Source organism: Shewanella sp. MM_2022_3 (assembly GCF_022557375.1).
Lineage (GTDB): Bacteria > Pseudomonadota > Gammaproteobacteria > Enterobacterales > Shewanellaceae > Shewanella > Shewanella xiamenensis.
The window spans coordinates 1-19,892 of record NZ_JAKZGV010000036.1 but is presented as its reverse complement, the minus strand read 5'-3'; the positions used below and the strand labels follow the sequence as shown (position 1 = coordinate 19,892).

20 protein-coding genes are annotated in these 19,892 nt (G+C 48.6%); 13 read left to right on the top strand and 7 right to left on the bottom strand.

The window, feature by feature from the left end:
* Positions 1–95: 95 nt before the first annotated feature.
* Positions 96–1,313 (top strand): MFS transporter, encoded by a 1,218-nt coding sequence (locus MMG82_RS15780; protein ID WP_047540027.1) that lies wholly within the window; start codon positions 96–98, stop codon positions 1,311–1,313.
* A 51-nt stretch (positions 1,314–1,364) separates the two neighbouring features.
* Here the strand turns inward: MMG82_RS15780 and MMG82_RS15775 are convergent, their stop codons facing one another.
* From MMG82_RS15775 to arfB, 4 genes are all read right to left on the bottom strand, one after another.
* Positions 1,365–2,042, bottom strand: coding sequence for an SDR family NAD(P)-dependent oxidoreductase (locus MMG82_RS15775; RefSeq protein ID WP_037413948.1), 678 nt, complete (start codon positions 2,040–2,042; stop codon positions 1,365–1,367).
* A 27-nt stretch (positions 2,043–2,069) separates the two neighbouring features.
* Positions 2,070–2,525 (bottom strand): acetyl-CoA carboxylase biotin carboxyl carrier protein, encoded by a 456-nt coding sequence (gene accB, locus MMG82_RS15770; protein WP_047540029.1) that lies wholly within the window; start codon positions 2,523–2,525, stop codon positions 2,070–2,072.
* 34 nt (positions 2,526–2,559) lie between these two features.
* Positions 2,560–2,994: a type II 3-dehydroquinate dehydratase gene (gene aroQ, locus MMG82_RS15765; RefSeq protein WP_047540031.1), complete on the bottom strand. Its 435-nt coding sequence runs from the start codon at positions 2,992–2,994 to the stop codon at positions 2,560–2,562.
* A 101-nt stretch (positions 2,995–3,095) separates the two neighbouring features.
* Positions 3,096–3,509, bottom strand: a complete 414-nt coding sequence (gene arfB / locus MMG82_RS15760; protein ID WP_047540033.1) for an alternative ribosome rescue aminoacyl-tRNA hydrolase ArfB — start codon at positions 3,507–3,509, stop codon at positions 3,096–3,098.
* Positions 3,510–3,658: 149 nt separating this feature from the next.
* Here arfB and MMG82_RS15755 point away from each other — a divergent pair, with 149 nt between their 5' ends.
* The 7 genes from MMG82_RS15755 (at position 3,659) to MMG82_RS15725 (ending at position 11,474) form a co-directional block, all read left to right on the top strand.
* A complete protein-coding gene (locus MMG82_RS15755; protein WP_023268861.1) occupies positions 3,659–4,024 on the top strand; it encodes an STAS/SEC14 domain-containing protein in 366 nt (121 codons plus the stop codon).
* A gap of 36 nt (positions 4,025–4,060) precedes the next feature.
* Positions 4,061–4,264 (top strand): DUF3012 domain-containing protein, encoded by a 204-nt coding sequence (locus tag MMG82_RS15750; RefSeq protein ID WP_037428695.1) that lies wholly within the window; start codon positions 4,061–4,063, stop codon positions 4,262–4,264.
* Between the two features lie 163 nt (positions 4,265–4,427).
* Positions 4,428–4,877 (top strand): hypothetical protein, encoded by a 450-nt coding sequence (locus tag MMG82_RS15745; protein WP_047540906.1) that lies wholly within the window; start codon positions 4,428–4,430, stop codon positions 4,875–4,877.
* 222 nt (positions 4,878–5,099) lie between these two features.
* Entirely contained in the window at positions 5,100–6,452 is a 1,353-nt protein-coding gene (locus MMG82_RS15740) for a TolC family protein (RefSeq protein WP_047540035.1), read from the top strand.
* Positions 6,452–7,756 carry an efflux RND transporter periplasmic adaptor subunit gene (locus tag MMG82_RS15735; protein WP_241407079.1) on the top strand — a complete coding sequence of 435 codons (1,305 nt, stop codon included), beginning with the start codon at positions 6,452–6,454 and terminating at the stop codon, positions 7,754–7,756. The genes MMG82_RS15740 and MMG82_RS15735 overlap by 1 nt, the downstream gene beginning before the upstream one ends.
* A gap of 47 nt (positions 7,757–7,803) precedes the next feature.
* On the top strand, positions 7,804–11,022 hold the full coding sequence (locus MMG82_RS15730) for an efflux RND transporter permease subunit (RefSeq protein ID WP_241407078.1): 3,219 nt from the start codon (positions 7,804–7,806) through the stop codon (positions 11,020–11,022).
* 128 nt (positions 11,023–11,150) lie between these two features.
* Positions 11,151–11,474, top strand: coding sequence for an antibiotic biosynthesis monooxygenase (locus MMG82_RS15725; protein ID WP_037413966.1), 324 nt, complete (start codon positions 11,151–11,153; stop codon positions 11,472–11,474).
* Positions 11,475–11,559: 85 nt separating this feature from the next.
* Here MMG82_RS15725 and mscL read toward each other — a convergent pair whose 3' ends face one another.
* Both mscL and MMG82_RS15715 read right to left on the bottom strand, forming a co-directional pair.
* Positions 11,560–11,970 carry a large-conductance mechanosensitive channel protein MscL gene (mscL, locus tag MMG82_RS15720; protein WP_037413967.1) on the bottom strand — a complete coding sequence of 137 codons (411 nt, stop codon included), beginning with the start codon at positions 11,968–11,970 and terminating at the stop codon, positions 11,560–11,562.
* A gap of 204 nt (positions 11,971–12,174) precedes the next feature.
* Complete coding sequence (locus MMG82_RS15715) at positions 12,175–13,107, bottom strand: LysR family transcriptional regulator (RefSeq protein WP_088586195.1); 933 nt, start codon at positions 13,105–13,107, stop codon at positions 12,175–12,177.
* Positions 13,108–13,204: 97 nt separating this feature from the next.
* On the opposite strand from MMG82_RS15715, the gene MMG82_RS15710 reads away from it, so the two are divergent.
* The 4 genes from MMG82_RS15710 (at position 13,205) to MMG82_RS15695 (ending at position 16,850) form a co-directional block, all read left to right on the top strand.
* Positions 13,205–14,260: an HlyD family secretion protein gene (locus tag MMG82_RS15710; protein ID WP_241407077.1), complete on the top strand. Its 1,056-nt coding sequence runs from the start codon at positions 13,205–13,207 to the stop codon at positions 14,258–14,260.
* A gap of 13 nt (positions 14,261–14,273) precedes the next feature.
* The gene (locus MMG82_RS15705; RefSeq protein ID WP_144375745.1) at positions 14,274–15,881 is read left to right on the top strand and encodes a DHA2 family efflux MFS transporter permease subunit; all 1,608 of its coding nucleotides are present in this window, start codon (positions 14,274–14,276) and stop codon (positions 15,879–15,881) included.
* Positions 15,882–16,005: 124 nt separating this feature from the next.
* Positions 16,006–16,479, top strand: a complete 474-nt coding sequence (locus MMG82_RS15700) for a GNAT family N-acetyltransferase (protein WP_144375746.1) — start codon at positions 16,006–16,008, stop codon at positions 16,477–16,479.
* A 44-nt stretch (positions 16,480–16,523) separates the two neighbouring features.
* Positions 16,524–16,850, top strand: coding sequence for a putative quinol monooxygenase (locus tag MMG82_RS15695; RefSeq protein WP_037413979.1), 327 nt, complete (start codon positions 16,524–16,526; stop codon positions 16,848–16,850).
* Positions 16,851–17,604: 754 nt separating this feature from the next.
* Here the strand turns inward: MMG82_RS15695 and MMG82_RS15690 are convergent.
* Positions 17,605–18,330 (bottom strand): FadR/GntR family transcriptional regulator, encoded by a 726-nt coding sequence (locus MMG82_RS15690; RefSeq protein ID WP_088586193.1) that lies wholly within the window; start codon positions 18,328–18,330, stop codon positions 17,605–17,607.
* A 252-nt stretch (positions 18,331–18,582) separates the two neighbouring features.
* On the opposite strand from MMG82_RS15690, the gene MMG82_RS15685 reads away from it, so the two are divergent.
* A complete protein-coding gene (locus MMG82_RS15685; RefSeq protein ID WP_241407076.1) occupies positions 18,583–19,845 on the top strand; it encodes an OprD family outer membrane porin in 1,263 nt (420 codons plus the stop codon).
* Positions 19,846–19,892: the final 47 nt, after the last annotated feature.

Sequence of the window (19,892 nt, the reverse complement as noted above, 5' to 3'; positions counted from 1 at the left end):
TCCATTTTTATCAACGCTTCTATAACTGGAGCCCCGAGTGGGCTCCTGTTTTTTTCTTAGCAAGTTGTCGTTTTACAGAATCGCGGAGAAATCGTTTGCAAGCAGTTCACCCCAACTCTCAACCCCCAGCCCAAAGCAGCGCGCTTTGGGTGTTGTTAGCCTTGGCATTAGGCACTTTTGCCCTAGGCACCACAGAGTTTGCCGCCATGACCTTAGTGCCTTATATCGCCAGCGATTTAAGTGTCGATGTCGCCCATGTGAGTTATGCCATCAGCGCCTATGCCCTTGGGGTGGTGGTGGGATCGCCCATCATTATGGTGCTGGGAGTGAGGATTAAGCGGCGCACCCTGTTAATCGCCTTGGCCGCCATGATGGCAGTTGCTAATGGTTTAAGTGCCTTGGCGCCCAGCTTGAATTGGTTAGTCTTTTTCCGTTTTTTAAGTGGCTTGCCCCATGGTGCATATTTTGGTGTCGCTATGTTACTGGCGGCGTCCTTAGTGCCGCCAGAGATGAAGGCTCGAGCGGTTTCTCGGGTGATTATCGGCTTAACCTTAGCCACTATCGTTGGCGTGCCCTTCGCGACTTGGATGGGGCAAACCGTCGGTTGGCGCTCTGGTATCGGCATAGTGGCGATTATTGCCACCGTTACTGCCGTGATGCTGTATTTTCTCGCCCCGAATGTCGCCGTACCGCAAAATGCCAGCCCGAAAAAAGAGCTGCAAACCCTTAAGAACCGCGAAGTTTGGCTCACGCTCGGCATTGCGGCTATCGGTTTTGGCGGGATTTTCTGTGTGTATACCTATCTGGCCGAAACGCTGATCCAAGTCACCCAGGTCGAGCCCTTTAAAATCCCGGTGATGATGGCGGTCTTTGGGATTGGTGCCACCTTAGGCACTTTAGTCTGTGGCTGGGCGGCGGATAAGTCGGCGCTGGCGGCGGCATTTTGGTCGCTGGTGTTAAGCACCTTAGTATTGGCGCTGTATCCAAGTTTGACGGGATCTTATTGGGCATTAATGCCGATTGTATTCTTTGTGGGTTCGGGGATTGGTCTAGCAACGATAGTGCAGGCGCGATTAATGGATGTGGCCCCCGATGGGCAGGCCATGACAGGTGCCTTAGTGCAATGTGCCTTTAACCTTGCCAATGCGATTGGCCCTTGGGTTGGCAGCTTAGTGATCTTATCAGGCCAAGGCATCGCCGCGACTGGTTATGCCGCAGCACTTCTATCCCTTGGCGGTTTAGTCATGTGGTGGTTAACCCACAGGGAGAGTCGCCGCGCTGATAATCTTTGTACTGCAAACTGCATTGATTAAGCCGACCATGACGGCGCAGATCCATCTCTGCGCCGCTTTTAAGTAAACTTCTTAACCTCTTTGTATGGTGATATCGGCGATATAACCGTGCTCAGTGGCGAGTAGCGCTTGTTTTAGCATGCCTGCGGCCTCATCGGCGGACATAAAGCTTGAGGTATCTAGACTCTTACCACTGCTTGGCCAAAAGCCGGTATCCATACCGCCGGGATAAACCGCAATCAACTTCATTGGACTTTGCTTGAGCTCCAAACGTACCGATTCGATAAAGCCCCGCACCGCCCACTTGGCGGCACAGTAAGTCGACTCTCCCGCTTTGGCGGCGAGGGCGGCGGTGGACATAACGATCACCACCTTAACCGCTTGCTGCTTATAGCGTTTCACCAATTCACGCACCAGCAGAATCGTTGAGGTGACATTGTTATTCAGCAGCGCTTGGATTTCGCTCGCACCTTGGGTTTCCAGTGCGCCAAAGTAACCACTGCCAGCGCAGTGGATAACCGTGTCGGGGGCATCGGTAAGGCCATCGAATAGCGCTTCGACACTCGCTTCGTCTGCTAAATTGGCACTGATGGCGCTAATGCTTTGATTCGAAAATGGGCTGAGGGCATTGGCCACGGTATGCAGACGGTTGGCATCGCGTCCCGTCAGTGTAAGTGCTTGGTTATCCTTGGCATACAGGGCGGCTAATGCTGCGCCTAAGCCACTGCTTGCGCCAGTAATCAGTATCATCTTTACCTCTAAATTCTATTTCGAAGTCTAGGTTTCGATCAGAGTGAACAGCGGCTGGTCGAAGGCGACCTCGTCTCCGTCTTTCACCCAAATAGCGCCGACTATACCGTCACGCTCGGCCTCGATGGGATTTTGCATTCGCATGGCTTCGATAATGCAAAGCGTGTCGCCGCGAGCCACCCGTTGACCGATGCGCACCAAGGGCGCCTCGGTTTGGCCTTGCGAGGTATGGAAGCTGCCCACCATGGGCGATACTTGCACAAAGCCTTCAATCACAGGCAGGGCGTCACGGGCTTTCGCCAGCTTTGGGCTTGATGCTGTGGAGGGCGGTGGATTATGCGCGCCTTCGAGTGTGCTTACTGTATGTGGGCCGTAGCGGGTGATGCGAATAGACTCTTCCCCTTCGGTAATCGCCAGCTCTGCAATCCCAGATTCCTGCACTAATTCAATCAGTTTTTTGATCTTCCGAAGGTCAACGGCCATGGCTTGTGGCTCCCAGTGCTCACGCTTATCGCGTTTATGCCTTTAATCTTTTAATCGCCGCCGCGAGGGCAAACTCATAGCCTTGGGCACCGAAACCACAAATCACCCCAATGGCCTTATCGGACAAATAGGAGTGGTGGCGGAAAGGTTCGCGGGCATGGACATTAGATAAGTGCACTTCATAAAAAGGAATATCCACCCCAAGTAGCGCATCACGCAGGGCCACGCTGGTATGGGTAAAGGCTGCGGGGTTGATAATAATCATCTGCGCATCGGTGGCATGGATCGCGTTGATCAGCTCAAATTCGGCATTCGATTGAATATGCTCAAGTTCTACGCCCGCCGCCTGCGCTTGTTCTGTTAACAGGGCAACAATATCGGCTAAGGTTTGATGACCGTAAACACTGGGCTCGCGGCGGCCAAGGAGATTCAAATTGGGGCCATTGATGAGCAGAACTTTATGATTCATTACGCTTTCCTTTTGCGACATGCCTTAACGGGTTGAATGCCATTAACTTAACCTGTTCGGGCGGATTTTGCATTATGAATGTCGTTACTGTGCAAGCTGGGTTAATCCAGCTTAAGCTGGCGCATCGCTTTAGTGGCGCCACGTTGCTTTTTGGTGTCTAAGCGTTTGGTTTGGCTGCTTTTGGTCGCACGGGTGGGGATACGTTTTTTTGGCACTTCGGCCACGCTGGCAACTAGGGCGATAAATTGTTCCAATGCGGTTTGCCGATTCGCCTCTTGGCTGCGACTCGCCTGACATTTGATAATGATTTTGCCGCTGGCGGTAATCCGATGATCGGCTTTTTGCAGCAGGCGCTGCTGATAAAACTCGGGTAATGACGAGTTTCTGATATCAAAAATCAATTGGGCGGCGGTGGAGACTTTATTGACATTCTGCCCGCCAGCCCCGCTGGAGCGGATAAATTGCCACTCGATTTCATTTTCCGGAAGTTCCACACGGTTTGAGATTTTTATCATGGCAGACTTAGGGTTTTGTCCAATTGCTTTGAGAAGCGAGCAATAACTGCTTATGGCTTTTCAATAGATTTGTTATCATCGGGCGCATTCTTGCAGGGCAGGCGTGGTTGCCCGTTCGCAAAATAGTGTTCTCGTTTCGGAGTGCCTTTATGTTATGCCAAATCCCCGATATTGCTAAGGGTGTTATCAGTCTTTTCGCCAGTGGTCGACTCTCTTCAACCGATTATCGTACCCGCTTACAGCCGGCCATTAAGAGTTACCGCAAGGATTGGGGACAGGTTTGCCTGTATATCGAGGCGGACGTCTTACTCGAAGGTTGGGAATTTGAGTCGCTAACGGGCAGTGGTGAAGTCCAACTTCCTAATTTTGAAGCTTTAGTATTTGTTGGCGGCCCAGATTGGGTGGGTAATGCTGTGCGCTTACTCGGCCCCTTTATGCAGGGCGAAGTGGCTTGGTTCCCCTTGGAGCAGAAAGCCAAAGCCATTGCGTGGATCGCTAAACGTTCAACTTTTTAATGGCCCATGGTGGGTATAACTTATAGGGAATTAACTATGTCTTTGTTGAAAACTATGACTGCCAAACCGACCGCTAAATTAGGCGCTATCGCCCTAGTGTTGGCCTTTACCGCAGGCTTAAGTGCCTGTGCGCCAGAGGTAGGTAGTGATGCTTGGTGTAAGCAAATGAAGGAAAAACCTAAAGGTGATTGGACTGCGAACGAAGCGGCCGATTACGCCAAACACTGCGTGTTTAAGTAAGTTTTTCAAGCGAATAGTGTCACAGCTTGACAGATTAATCCTTGCAAGCTGTGAACTTATGCTTAAAATCCCTGTCTTAAGTTTGCACAAGCTATTGCTGAATTATGACTAAATCGTCCAAAGGTGATATTTGATTTCGACCGCTAAGCCATTCTTTAGCCGAATGGTGACCCTACTGATAGCCATTATCGTGCTGCAATTTGCGGGCGCGAATTTGGGTGCCCATCAGTTACATGCGGGTAATGGCGTTGAAGAAGCCGAGAATCATCCCCACCTACAATTTAGTGCTCCTGTGACCACCTTAACTCAATGTGTGGATTGTGTGTGCCCCAATGAGCAGGCTCCCGGATTCAGTACCGAGCCGTTTGGTGAAGCCGCATTCAATGCGGGCGTATCGACTGCCAGTGCTAGTAGCCACTCACATTTAGTGCAAACCACTGAAATTCAACACTTTGACCTTTGCCTTGATTGCCAATGCCATGGCGGTCATGTGGCTTTACTCTCCTATTCCGACAGCCAAACGCTTACAGCCTTTGAAGCGGCCTATGTGCCAACGGATTTAGCCTATTTCCCTCCAGATCAATTACCTAAGTACCGCCCACCCATCGCTTAACCCTCAATATCTGCTTATTTCTGGTTGCGTATCTATTGTTCGGGCGCGCCGCAATAAGCCCTTAATTTATCCCCAAAGCAAAGGTTTTATTAACCTCGAACGTGTTTGGCTCGCGCTAGCGCTTTGAGCTTATTCGACATTTTGCCTCAGGGGAGCATTCGATTGGTATCCGCACGTCGATGGCGTAGGGCCAATCCTATTTAGATATTGTTAGGAATTGCGATGAAGAAAACCATTATCGCCCAGGCCTTGTTTGGCCTGTTGAGTACGCTAGTGCTCGTTGGTGGACAGGTGAACTACGCTGTTGCAGCAAGCTCAAGCCTAGACGTCAAAGAGCTAGATGCAGTAGCGCAAGGTGAACTATTAACCCAAGAAACTCAAACCTCGCTGAATCAGTGGTTGCCAGAGTTACTCAAGCAAATTAATCAGTTGCCAGAGGTGCAGGCGCAAATTGCTCGGCAGCAACAGGCGGAGCTGGTGATTGCCGCGGAGGATCGCGCCGTCTATAACCCTGAACTAGGACTCAATTATCAAAATGCCGACACTGATACCTACAGCCTAGGGCTGAGCCAAACCATAGATTGGGGCGATAAGCGTGGCGTAGCAACCCGCCTTGCCCAGCTTGAGGCGCAGATCCTGTTAGCGGATATACAGTTAGAACGCAGTCAGATGTTGGCCGAGCGTCTATTAGCGCTGGCCGAGCAGTCGCAAAGCCACAAGGCGCTTACTTTTGCAGAGCAGCAATTAAGATTTACTCAGGCACAGCTCAATATTGCCGAGCAGCGCTTTGCCGCGGGAGATTTGTCCGATGTTGAGTTGCAACTGCTTAAACTCGAACTGGCAAGCAATACCGCCGACTATGCGCTGGCCGAACAAGCGGCCTTAGTCGCCGAAGGTAAAGTGATTGAGTTACTTGGGGTTGATAAGCTCAAGTTTAGGGAGTTCATCTCTGACATTGGCCAATTTGTGTCGATGATTGCCCCGAAAGCGGAATTACCCGCATTGACCAGTGCCCATCAGCAGGTGTTATTGGCCAAGGCCAATGCCATGAAGGTTAAGGCTGATACAGCGGCGGATCCCATCATCAACCTTGGTCTCGAACGGGAAGGCTCTGACAACAAGTTTGGCGTCGGTGTGGCTATCCCCTTGCAGGTTCGTAATAACTACAGTGAGTTACAGTCGGTTGCAGATAAGGGCATCGCTATCGCAGAGCAGTCCTACTTAGCCCGTGAGCGAGTACTTACTGCTAAACAGGCGCAATTTAACAATGCCTTACCCCGTTTACTGGCTCGCTACCAAGATTGGCGTGAGCGAGTCGCAGCCTCGGGGAGTAAAGCCGCTAAATCCTTAAGTGAACAGTGGCGCTCGGGCGATGTGAGCACCAGCGAGTATTTACAGAGTCGGCGACAACTTGCGGCCAGTTATTTGGTCGGTTTAAACCTCGAAACGGCGATTTATCAGAGCTGGTTAACCTGGATGGGGGACAGCGGTCAACTGCTGCCCTTTATCGATTCGTTAACAGCCACTTCTCCCACTAACGCCGTGCCAGCCAAGTCAATCGTGAGGTCACACTAATGAATTCAACTTTTCCTAAATCTGTTTTTCACTCTTTCGCCAATGTGTCTGCCGCAGGTTTCGTATCGGTGTTTACGCCATCACGTTTAGCGTTGGCACTGATGCTTACCTCGTTAACCGTGATTACGCCAACGTCAGCATTTGCTGGTGACGGCCATGATCATGCTGGCGAAAAACAAGTTAACACCGCAGTGAAGAGTACCGCTGCCGAGCAAGCACCGGATGACCATAGCGAGCAAGCGTTAACCTTTACGCCGTCACAGTTGGAGCTGGCGGGAATTCGTTTGTTACCCTTGAGCAGCGATAGCTTAAGTCTTGCCAATTTAAACCTCGATGTTCGAGCAACGGCTTCTTTAGTGGTTGACCGTGATAGAACCGCGACCTTAGCGCCACAGCTCGATGTTCGCGTACAAGCGCGCCATGTGGTACCAGGCCAAGAGGTGAAAAAAGGTGAGCCCTTACTCACCTTAGGCGGCGCTGAAGTCGCCAAGGCGCAGGCGGAATATATCAATGCCGCCGCCGAGTGGAGCCGCGTGCGCCGCATGAGTGAAGGCGCTGTGAGTGTGAGTCGCAGAATGCAGGCTCAAGTCGATGCCGAACTGAAACGGGCGATTTTAGAGGCGATAAAAATGACCCCTGAGCAAATTCGTACCTTAGAGTCGAGCCCTGAAGCTATCGGTAGTTATCAACTGTTGGCGCCTATCGACGGCCGTGTGCAGCAAGATATCGCCATGCTAGGCCAAGTGTTTAGCGCAGGCACGCCATTAATGCAGTTGACCGATGAGTCGCACCTTTGGGTGGAAGCTCAGCTAACGCCTGCCCAGGCAGTCAATGTGAAGGTGGGTGCCCCAGCCTTGATCCAAGTGGGAGATAAAACCTTAGCAGGTAAGATTATCGGCCGCTCCCACGAGCTGGATAGCGTGACACGTACTGAGCAAGTGTTAGTCAGTATGCCTAATCCTGATCATGTGTTGCACGCAGGGCAATTTGCCGAGCTGTACTTTGCCGATGCCTCTCAAAACATGGCAGCGGCGAGTAGCGGGTCAGGTATTTCATCGGGAATTGTATTACCCGATGCGGCATTAACCCGTAGCAGTGATGGCGATTGGCAGATTTTTATTCAGGATGAGGATGGTTTTGAAGCCATTGAGGTCGAGCTGGTGCAGCGTCAGCGCGGCTTGAGTTTAGTGCGCGGCAGTGAGCTGGATAAAGCACGGCAGGCACAATTAAAGGTGGTAGTTGCAGGGGCATTTTTCTTGGCATCGGAGCAGGCGAAAGCTGGTTTTGATATTCATGCCCACTAATCGCGATGCCTATCACTGTGCCTATGATTCTCGCTTAAGGAATTCTTATGTTGCAAAAAGCAATCGAAGCCGCGATTAAAAATCGGCTATTAGTGGTGTTGGCGCTGCTGGCGGCGGTCGCTGTCAGTGTGGCCATGTTGCCCAAGTTGAATCTCGATGCCTTTCCCGATGTCACCAACGTACAGGTGACCATCAATACCGAGGCCGAGGGCTTGGCCGCCGAAGAGGTAGAAAAACTCATCAGTTATCCGGTCGAATCGGCCATGTATGCTTTGCCAGCGGTGACTGAAGTGCGTTCGTTATCGCGCACTGGCTTGTCCATTGTGACGGTCGTCTTTGCTGAGGGCACGGATATTTACTTTGCCCGACAGCAAGTGTTTGAGCAGTTACAGGCGGCGCGGGAGATGATCCCAAGCGGGGTGGGTGTGCCAGAAATTGGCCCTAACACCTCTGGATTGGGGCAGATTTATCAATATATTTTGCGGGCAGATCCAAGTGCAGGCATCAATGCCGCCGAGCTGCGTAGTCTTAACGACTACCTCGTCAAACTTATCTTGATGCCCGTTGGCGGCGTGACCGATGTGTTATCTTTTGGCGGCGAAGTTCGCCAATATCAAGTGCAGGTCGACCCTAATAAGTTGCGTGCTTATGGCTTGTCGATGGCACAGGTGAGTCAGGCGCTCGAAAGCAATAACCGTAACGCTGGTGGCTGGTTTATGGACCAAGGTCAAGAGCAATTAGTGGTTCGAGGCTATGGTATGTTGCCCGCCGGAGAGGCAGGGCTTGCCTCAATTGCTCAAATTCCACTCACTGAAGTACGTGGCACGCCTGTGCGAGTGGGTGACATTGCAAAGGTCGATTTTGGCAGTGAGATCCGCGTAGGTGCCGTGACTATGACGCGCCGTGATGATGCGGGGCAGGCGCAAGCCTTGGGCGAAGTGGTCGCGGGCGTAGTGCTTAAGCGCATGGGCGCCAACACTAAGGCGACGATTGATGATATCGATGCGCGGATTAATCTGATTGAGCAGGCGTTGCCGAAGGGCGTGTCCTTTGAGGTGTTTTACGATCAAGCAGACTTAGTCGATAAAGCTGTTACCACAGTGCGTGATGCGCTGTTAATGGCTTTTGTGTTTATTGTGGTTATCTTGGCGCTGTTCCTTGTGAATATCCGCGCCACCCTGTTAGTGCTGCTGTCTATCCCTGTGTCCATCGGTTTGGCGCTGATGGTGATGTCTTACTATGGCCTTTCAGCCAACTTGATGTCCCTTGGTGGTTTGGCGGTAGCCATTGGTATGTTGGTCGATGCCTCAGTGGTGATGGTTGAGAATATTTTCAAACATTTAACCCAACCGGATCGCCGCCATTTAGCTGAGGCAAGGGCGCGTGCCGATGGTGAAACTGACCCGTACCATGGTGATGAGGATGGTGGTGTTAACGCTGATGATGACGAACATCAGGGGAATATGGCCGTGCGCATTATGCTGGCGGCGAAAGAAGTGTGCAGTCCTATCTTCTTCGCGACGGCGATTATCATTGTGGTGTTTGCACCGCTATTTGCGCTGGAAGGGGTTGAGGGCAAGCTGTTCCAACCTATGGCTGTCAGCATTATTTTGGCGATGATTTCCGCCTTGCTGGTGGCATTAATCGCGGTGCCAGCTTTAGCGGTATATCTGTTTAAACGTGGAGTTGTGCTCAAAGAAAGTGTGATCTTAAGGCCGCTGGATAGCGCATATCGCAAACTGCTCAGTGCAACGCTAGCGCGTCCTAAAATGGTGGTACTCAGTGCGGCACTGATGTTTGTCATGAGCATGGCATTGCTGCCCAGACTCGGTACCGAGTTTGTGCCCGAGTTAGAGGAAGGCACGATTAACCTGAGGGTCACGTTAGCACCCACCGCCAGCCTTGGCACCTCTTTGGATGTCGCACCTAAGCTTGAGGCTTTGCTGCTGGAATTCCCCGAGGTGGAGTATGCCTTAAGCCGAATCGGTGCGCCAGAATTAGGCGGCGATCCTGAGCCTGTCAGCAATATTGAAGTCTATATCGGCCTAAAACCCATCGAAGAATGGCAATCGGCCAGTTCGCGTTTGGAGTTGCAACGGCTGATGGAGGAAAAGCTCAGTGTCTTCCCTGGGCTGCTACTCACCTTCTCACAACCGATTGCGACTCGGGTCGATGAGCTGCTTTCGGGGGTTAAGGCGCAGTTAGCGATTAAACTCTTTGGCCCCGATTTAGAAGTCTTATCTGAAAAGGGTCAAGTGCTGACCGATCTGGTGGCGAAAATCCCCGGCGCTGTGGATGTGTCCCTCGAACAGGTGAGTGGGGAGGCGCAGCTGGTAGTGCGGCCAGACCGTTCGCAGCTTGCCCGTTATGGCATCAGTGTTGATCAGGTGATGACACTCGTCAGCCAAGGTATTGGTGGCGCCAGTGCTGGCCAAGTCATCGACGGTAACGCCAGATACGACATTAATTTACGCCTTGCCGCCGAGTTTCGCAGCAGTCCAGATGTGATTAAGGATTTGCTCTTGAGTGGCAGCAATGGCGCAATTGTGCGCTTAGGTGAGGTGGCCAGCGTTGCAGTGGAAATGGCGCCGCCGAATATTCGCCGTGATGATGTGCAGCGCCGCGTGGTGGTGCAAGCGAACGTGGCGGGGCGAGACATGGGCTCTGTGGTAAATGATATTTACGCGCTGGTGCCAAAGGCCGATCTACCTGCTGGATATACTGTGATTGTGGGTGGTCAGTATGAAAATCAGCAGCGGGCACAGCAAAAGCTGATGTTGGTAGTGCCAGTCTCAATCGCCTTGATTGCCTTGCTGTTGTACTTCTCCTTCGGCGCGGTTAAGCAGGTATTACTGATTATGGCTAACGTGCCGCTAGCACTCATCGGCGGTATTGTGGCGTTGTTTGTTAGTGGTACTTATCTGTCGGTGCCAAGCTCCATTGGCTTTATCACGCTGTTTGGGGTGGCGGTGCTCAACGGAGTGGTATTAGTGGATTCGATAAACCAACGCAGGCAGAGCGGCGAGTCGCTCTATGAATCGGTTTATGAAGGCACTGTGGGCCGCTTACGACCAGTATTGATGACGGCATTAACCTCTGCCTTAGGGTTAATTCCGATCTTAGTGTCATCGGGCGTTGGTAGTGAAATCCAAAAGCCGCTAGCGGTGGTGATCATTGGCGGTTTGTTTAGCTCAACGGCGTTGACCTTATTGGTATTACCGACCTTATACCGCTGGTTATATCGACACGATAAATTGCCTGACTAGTTGGGGCTGAGTCTTGGCATGATTTTGTGGTAAGTATCAATGTTAAAGTTTAAAAATCAGCGAGCTATAGTGTGTGATATAGGCTAGGCTTAGCGCTGGTATTAAGGATAAGTATCTCTGGAGAGAGTATGATCGCAGTCATTTTTGAAGTCGTTCCCACGAAAGAAGGAAAGGAAGAATATCTGCATGTGGCCGCTGAAATGCGCCAGTATTTAGAAGGCCGCAAGGGATTAATTTCGATTGAACGTTTTCAGAGCTTAACCGACGATGGTAAGGTGCTGAGCTTATCGTTTTGGGATGATATGGCCTCTATTACCCAATGGCGTAATCAAATGGCCCACAGCATTGCCGAGCAGACTGGCATAGTGCCTTGTTTGTTTAACGCTTATCGCATCCGAGTCGCCGAAGTGGTGCAAGATTATAGCGAAACCGTGCACGAAGCCGCAGAGTAATCGAGACCTGACAGGTTAAAAACAAAACCCATCGAAATCGATGGGTTTTTTATGTTCAATACTCAGCCTAAGTGACTTTTGAGGCTTATTTTTCCTGTTGAGCTTTAAGCAGATCGCGGATCTCAGACAGTAGTTCTTGATCTTTGGTTGGTGCGGGCGGAGCAGAAGGCGCTTCTTCTTGTTTACGTTTTAAGCTGTTAATGGCTTTTAAGCCCATAAAAATCGCGAAGGCGATAATGGTAAAGTCGATAACGGTTTGGATAAATTTACCGTAAGCGATGACAACAGCAGGCGCATCACCTTGGGCAGCGAGGAGCACAACGCTCAGATCACTAAAATTCACCCCCCCTAAAATGATCCCAATCGGTGGCATAATGATATCGGCCACAAAGGATGAGACTATCTTGCCAAAAGCGGCACCGATGATAATACCCACCGCCATATCGATTACATTGCCACGGGATGCAAAAGCCTTGAACTCTTTAAGTAAGCTCATTAGGTTTCCTCCGAAAATATGATTAAATGTTAAATTTTATTGTATTAACTGTATCAGGAAAACCTTAGGGTCTTTTGCTGCCTGTTACCTTGCCAAGCTTATAGGGGCTTAAGGATTAAGGCAATTCTGAGATTAAGGATTTATCCTGCACTGGCAGATTTCACACTCTCAAGGTTACAGTTGTTAATTTTGGTGTGAATGGGTCTATTTTTGCTGACCGATAAATTCTGGCACTTCTAATACTTGTGAGCCCCAGCGTTTAAACAAAGAGGCGTAGATAAACTCGATAAAAACGCGGTATTTGCGCGGCAGATAGGCTCGCTTGGGATAGCTGAGTACCACCTTGGTTTGCACCATAGGATAATCGTCAAGGAGTCGCACTAAATAGCCTTTCTCTATCGCCTCTTGGGCAATAATCGACGGCACGGCCGTAATGCCAAGCCCTGCAATGGCAGCTTCGCGGGCAATGGTGACATTATTCACTGTTAATTGCGTGACGGGCTCAATGACTACCCAAGTTTTACCATCAAATAGCTTCCATGCCCCTTCAATATGGGCCGACTGTAAACGAATCGCTTTATGTTTAGCCAAATCCTGTGGCACTTTTGGCGTGCCATGTTCGGCCAAATATTTAGGGCTGGCCATTAAGGATTTATAGGCGTTAACTAAGGAATAACTTTGTAGGCGGGTATCACTCGAGTCAGCGATTTGGAATAGCAGATCCACACCTTCTTCTATCACATCCACTTTACGGTTAGTGAGCTCGGCTTCTATGGTGATATCGGGATAAAGGGTTAAAAACTGGGCGAAGATCGGCCCAAGAAACAGTTGGCCTAATTCAATAGGGCATACGATTCTTAGGTTACCTTTGATTAATTGCTGGTGGGCACTGAGCTGATTTTCGGCGCTTTGAAGATCACTTAAGATCTTATTGATTCGATTGTAATAACTTGAACCCGCTTCTGTGAGTTTGAGTGCGCGAGTCGTTCGGAATAATAGCTGAGTACCCGTATCGGCTTCTAGTTCGGCAATTTTGCGACTGACTGTTGCCTTAGTGAGTCCGAGGGCTTTAGCTGCCCCGGTAAAACTACCTTGCTCTACCACTTGAGCAAATATTTGCACCCGATTGAGATCCATGATTGTTACACCTGTGAAACAGTGGGTTGATTTTTAACTACCTAATAAACTTGATGAGACAGTAGTACACTAGTACTCACTAATCAAGGAGTCATTCATGTCCAAAAGTAAGCTCATTATCGCCGTTCCACTATTACTCGCCGCCGCTGCGGGTGGCGGCTATTACTGGTGGACGCAAGTACGTTTTATCGAAACCACTGATAATGCTTATGTTGAGGCTGATATCTCCCATGTGAGCGTAAAAGTGCCAGGTTATGTGGTGTTATCCGATGTGACCGATAACCAGCATGTGCGTAAGGGCGAGTTATTGGCGCAACTTGAAGATAACCAGTTTAGCGCCAAAGTCAGCCAAGCTGAGGCTGCACTTGCCAGTGCCAAAGCCGATCTACAAACCTTAGCCGCTAAGGTGGATCTGCAACATGCGCTGATCAGCCAAGCGAGTGCGGGTGTGGTGGCGGCGCAGGCTGATAAAATTCGTGCCGAGCAACAATTAAGCCGAGCGAAAAAGTTAAAAGTCAGCAATTACAGCTCACAGGACGATGTCGACCAATTGCAGGCGGGTTTTGATTCTGCTGCTGCGCGCCTCGATGAAGCCAAGGCGCTGTTAGTGGCTAAAGAACGTGAGCTTGCTGTGTTTAATGCTCAGCTTAATCAAGCTAGCTCTGTGGTTGAGCAGTCGAATGCGGCATTGGAGCTAGCTAACATTCAGCTCAATGATACCCGTGTGACCGCGCCCTTCTCTGGGGTGATTGGTAAACGCGGCGCTATGGTGGGGCAGTATGTTCAGCCCGGCCAAGCACTCTTTAGTTTGGTTCCGGACGGGGCTGTGTGGATCTCGGCGAACTTTAAAGAAACCCAAATCCAACATATGCAACCCGGGCAGTCGGTGCAGGTCAGTCTCGATGCGTTTCCCGACAAAACCTTTACAGGTGTTATCGATAGTCTGTCGCCGGCGTCCGGAGCCAAATTTAGTCTGCTGCCCGCCGAAAATGCCACGGGTAACTTCACCAAAATCGTGCAGCGTATTCCGGTGCGGATCCGTTTAGAGCTGTCCGAAGCAGAGGCGCGTGTCGTCCCTGGGTTAAGTGCGGTGGTGAAGGTCGATACTGCGTCGCATCCGACGACAGCCATCGCTGCAAACGTCGGTCGCTAAGTAGGTCGTTAACATGAGCACAATTGCTGCTGCACCTGAGGCTATCGCCGCAGGGGCTACGCCGAGCGAATATGAGCGTGGTAGTCGCCGTTCGTGGATTGCCGTTTTTGGTGGTTTGATTGGTGCCTTTATGGCGATCCTCGATATTCAAATCACCAATGCCTCGATGAAGGAAATCCAAGGCAGCCTTGGGGCGACGCTTGAGGAAGGCAGCTGGATTTCAACGGCTTATCTGGTTGCCGAGATGATTGCGATCCCGCTCTCGGGCTGGTTAAGCACTGGGCTCTCGGTCAGGCGTTATCTGCTGTGGACCACCGCAGCCTTTATCTTTGCTTCTATTCTGTGTTCGATTTCGTGGAACCTCGAGGCCATGATCGCCTTTCGGGCGTTGCAGGGCTTCTTTGGTGGCGCGTTGATCCCGCTGGCTTTTCGGCTGATCTTAGAATTTTTACCCGAGAATAAACGTGCCGTGGGGATGGCGTTATTCGGGGTGACTGCGACATTTGCGCCCTCGATTGGCCCAACCTTAGGTGGTTGGTTAACTGAGCATTTTAGTTGGCATTACCTGTTTTATATCAACGTGCCGCCCGGATTGCTGGTAATGGCGATGTTGGCCTATGGTCTCGAAAAACGCCCTGTGGTATGGGACAAGCTGAAAAATGCCGATTTAGCGGGCATTGTCACCATGGCGCTGGGCATGGGTTGCCTCGAGGTGGTGCTTGAGGAGGGAAACCGTAAGGATTGGTTTGGCTCGGATTTGATCCGCAATCTCGCCATCATTGCCGCAGTGAATTTAGTGCTGTTTGTGTGGATCCAACTCAACCGTAAAGATCCTTTAGTGAATTTACGCTTACTCGGTAAACGTGATTTTGTGCTTTCAACCGTGGCGTATTTTTTATTGGGGATGGCGCTCTTTGGCGCTATCTATTTGATCCCACTTTATTTGTCTCAAGTGCATGATTACACACCACTGGAAATTGGTGAGGTGATTATGTGGATGGGGTTCCCGCAGCTCTTGGTATTGCCATTAGTGCCGCGGTTAATGCAACGTTTCGACGGACGTTATTTAGCCGCCTTCGGCTTTTTTATGTTTGCCCTCAGTTATTACATGAATAGCCAAATGACCGCAGATTACGCTGGGCAGCAGATGATTGCCTCCCAAGTGGTACGCGCCTTAGGCCAGCCGTTTATTTTAGTGCCTATCGGAATGCTCGCGACTGCGCATTTAAAACCCCATGAAAATCCTTCGGCTTCGACCGTACTGAACGTGATGCGTAACTTAGGTGGGGCCTTTGGTATCGCCTTGGTGGCGACTTTAACCGATAACTTGGCTCGCAGCCATTTGGCCCATGTGAAGGAATCTTTGCCAGCGGTCAGCACGCAGGCGCAGGACTATTTGAATCAGAGTGCCAGTATGTTGCAACAGGGTGGCTCGGATCCCTACACCGCCTCTATGCAGGCCAAGGCATTGTTAGGGCAAACCATGAGTCAGCAGGCCTATATTCAAGCCTATAACGATGTGTTTTTGATTATGGGGGCCCTGTTGTTAATTGCCGTGGTGGCTGTACTGCTTATCCGTAAACCACAAGGCCCAGTCGCCCACGATGCGGTGATCGAATAACACTGAGTCAGTTTTCGCAATGCGTAACCCTTGCGTCTTAATTCCCCCCAGAATTAAGGCGCTTTTTTATGCGCAGAGCTGTGATAGACTCGAGCTCTTTTCCTGTCGTACGCAGAGCCTTTTTATGTCGATACAAGATTCAGTTGAGTGGCAAATTCTTAAATTTAATCAATTAACTGCCAACACCTTATATGAAATCCTTAAACTGCGAGTCGATGTGTTTGTGGTCGAGCAGGCCTGTGCTTATCCAGAGCTTGATGATAAAGATAGACACCCTGAAACCCAGCATTTAATCGGCTTATCGCCTGCGGGCGAGTTACTCACCTATGCCCGTATTTTGCCTCCGGGGCTGAGTTATCCCGAGGCCAGCATTGGCCGAGTGGTGGTGTCATCTGCTGGACGAGGTAAAGGATTGGCAATGCCGTTGATGCTGCGGGCGATCGAATCTGCACTCAGTACTTGGCCCAAGGCGGGGATCCAAATTGGTGCTCAGGATTATCTGAAAAACTTCTACCAAAAACTCGGGTTTAACATCTGTTCTGAAATGTATTTGGAAGATGGCATTCCTCATATCGACATGCGCTACCAGCCTAAGTAATCTAGTTTTAACTAGCTGAATTTACATCTTATTAAGGAAATCAAATGACTACTGTTGCGGACTATAAAATCAATCAACAACAACTCGTTTGCGTCGCGAGCTTTTTAGCCAAAGAAGGCAAAACCGAGGCCTTGATTGCGGCGCTCGCCTCGCTGATCCCCGATACCCGCCGTGAAGCCGGTTGTATTCGGTATGAGCTCAACGTCAGCCGTGATGAACCGCGCCGCGTGACCTTTGTGGAGAAGTTTGTTGATATTACTGCCTTTGATGAGCACTGCGCTAAAGAGGCTATTCAACATTATTTCCACCAAGTGATGCCTGAGTTGGTTGAGTCGTTCCAAGTCGAAACCTATCATCAGGTCATCGTCTAAGTGTTTTACCGTGTTATCGCTTAATAAACCTTATGTCGTCAGTAGAATGTATTAATTTACATTGTCTTTGCAGTTTATAGCATTGTATCAGGAGATTTTATTGGTTAGCTTACTGTCTTCGCTATTCAATGCCGCAACAAAATGTTAAACACTAATTAACTCACGGATGTATACAATGCTAAAAACATGGACACTGAGCCTTATTCCCCTCGTATTTCTCGGTTTGAGCGGTTGTGCATCGACAAATGATGCTGACGCTAGCGTGGCAAACACTCCCGAAAAGAAAGTCGCTAAGGAGTGTAACAAAGTCACATCTACTGGTTCCCGCATTGGACGTTGCAAAAAATAACATCCTGAAGCTTTGGGTTATAAGCATTCTCAATTCAGCTAAATCTGCAATCAATTAGATCAAATTTGTGCGACTGTCTGGTTTGCCATCAGAGCTACTGATTGACTCCTAAAACACCTGATGAACCCATCGGGTGTTTTTATTTAAAGGTGTAATGCGGCGGTTAATCGCTCAAAGGGAATAGTAAAATCTGACGCGTTAATTAATTTTATCTATTAAAAATCAAATTGTTAAATCTTGCATGGTTGATATTTAAGAGTATGGTGCAGAGAATCGAGCTTAACTTATTAGATAATACTGATATTGAGTTGATTCAATCAGTCGTCAAGAGTTGTAATGGAAGAATTTGGCATTACAGTAAGTCGGCTTATCAAACTGTAATGCCAAAATTTATCGCGGGCAGTACTAAGCGTTATTTTGCCGCTTGATATACCTTAATTCGATTTCTTTCAAACGACGATTAAAGTCTTCTAAATGTGCCAACATGGCGGCTTCGGCTTTGGCTTCATCTTTTTCGATAACGGCTTGAACGATAACATCGTGTAAGCCCAAGGGATGGATTTCATCCGTTGGTGGCTCAAACTTTATTGTTTGATTTTTAAGTAAAATCAATAGTGATTTTACAATTGCCTCTAAGAAACGATTGCCTGACATTTCTGCTAATAAATAATGCACTTCAGAGCGTAAAGCGACAGTCTCGGGATATGCGTACGAGTCATTTTCATGTCGCAATGCTTCATGCAAAGCAATTGCTTGTGCTGGTGTGCAATTTTTAGCTGCCATTCTGGTGACTTGAGGTTCAATCAAAATGCGCGCTTGGCATAATTCGGGGAGTGATAACTTTCCCATCATAAACATGTCATGGCAGGCATCACTTAACCGCTCAAATGTCAGATGTTTAACAAATGCACCACCCGTTGCTCCTTGGCGAATTTCTACCAAGCCGCTCGCTTCAAGGCTCTTAATGGCTTCCCTGACAACGGTTCGACTCACTTGGAATAATTCTATGAGCTCGCGTTCGGATGGTAGTTTATCACCAGCTTTATAATCGCCACCTAAAATAGCATTTTTTAGCTGTTGTCCAACTTCACTAGATGCTTTTATCTGCTTAATTGGCTTGAAGTTATGCACTAGTTTGCCCTCAATATGCTTAGTTCCGCCATCTTAACATAAAAGTACTTTTGAGGCAGAAAATGTACTCTCGCATTTCCTATATTAGTGATTAAAAAACATTCATTTTTGTTGATCGAAGTAACATCTCTATAAATTTCGCAACTAGTTTCTCATATTTGTTCAGTCTTCATTGTTAAGTAAGGTTATACGTCATACATTTCTCCAAGGTGGTTTGGAGTCTGTTTCTTAACCAGTATAGGCATGGCAAACATGTTAACTAATAACAGGAAGATGATGATGAAAATGAAAAGCCTATCTTTTTTTGTGCTGTCTGCTCTTTCTGTATCTGCGTTCGCAGATACAACGATTGATAAAATGTTTAGCGATGGAACTGTTAAAGGAGAATTGCGGTTATTTGATTTTACGCGTGATTATGATGGCGCAACGAATAAAAAACATGATACGTCATTAGGTGGGCTGTTTTATTATAATACTGCTAAAGTTAACGGAATTAGTTTTGGTACTAGCTTTGCCTCTGCTAATCCTATTTGGACTAATGATTCTGATAGTGTTTATGGTTTGGTTGCTCGAGATGAAAATGGCGACCATGATAGTGTCAATCGATTACAAGAATATTTTATTCAAGGTGATTGGTGGAATACTAAATTTAAACTTGGAGCTCAAGAATTAAGAACTCCGATGATGAATCCTCACGATATTAGAGCCATTCCAAGAACCTTTCGTGGTTTTTCTGTTGAAAATAATAGCGTAAATAATCTCACTCTTTCCGCATTGTATATTACGGACTCAATGGGATGGTCTGATAACAGCTTCATATCGGTTAAAGAAGCTGTACAAAGTGAGCTAGCCAGAGCGGGTGTGATTACTGAGGTGGCAGATAACCCTGTTTATGCTCTGGGTGCTAAATATCAGTTACCTTTCGAAGCGGTCAAAACCGAGGTTAATCTTTGGCATTACCGCATGGAAGATGTTTTTAATCAAACCTATGCAAAAGTAAAATTCTCCACTGACATCAGTGCGGTTAATTTTTATCTCACTCCATCTTACTTAACTCAGAAAGCAACGGGTGATGAAACTGGCGGCCCTCTAGACACATATCAATATGGTTTCCATCTCGGTGCCAAGTTTGCTGGTGCTGATATCACTTATCTATATGCTAAAACTGGTGATGACACTGTGCTCACTCCATGGGGAGATGAAAAAGTGGTTATTCAACAGGTATATCAATCTGCGCGTGCTGATGAAGAAGTCAATGCATTAAAACTAGCCTATGATTTTGAGAAACTCGGCCTTAATGGATTAGAGGCCTATGCATATTATGGTCAATATGATGTGCCAGAAAATGCTGGTAGTGATTTTAGCGAAATGAACTATTCAATTAGTTATAAATTCTCTGGAGCACTTTCCGGTTTAGGGTTAAAAGCTCGTTATGCCACTATTGATTTTGATCAAGGTGAGAATTTCAATGATGTTCGGTTCTATATTAACTATAAATTTACTTTAGGTCATTAGTACTGAAAACTGCTCCCCTGCAACTTTTTAAGGGTATACCATTGTTT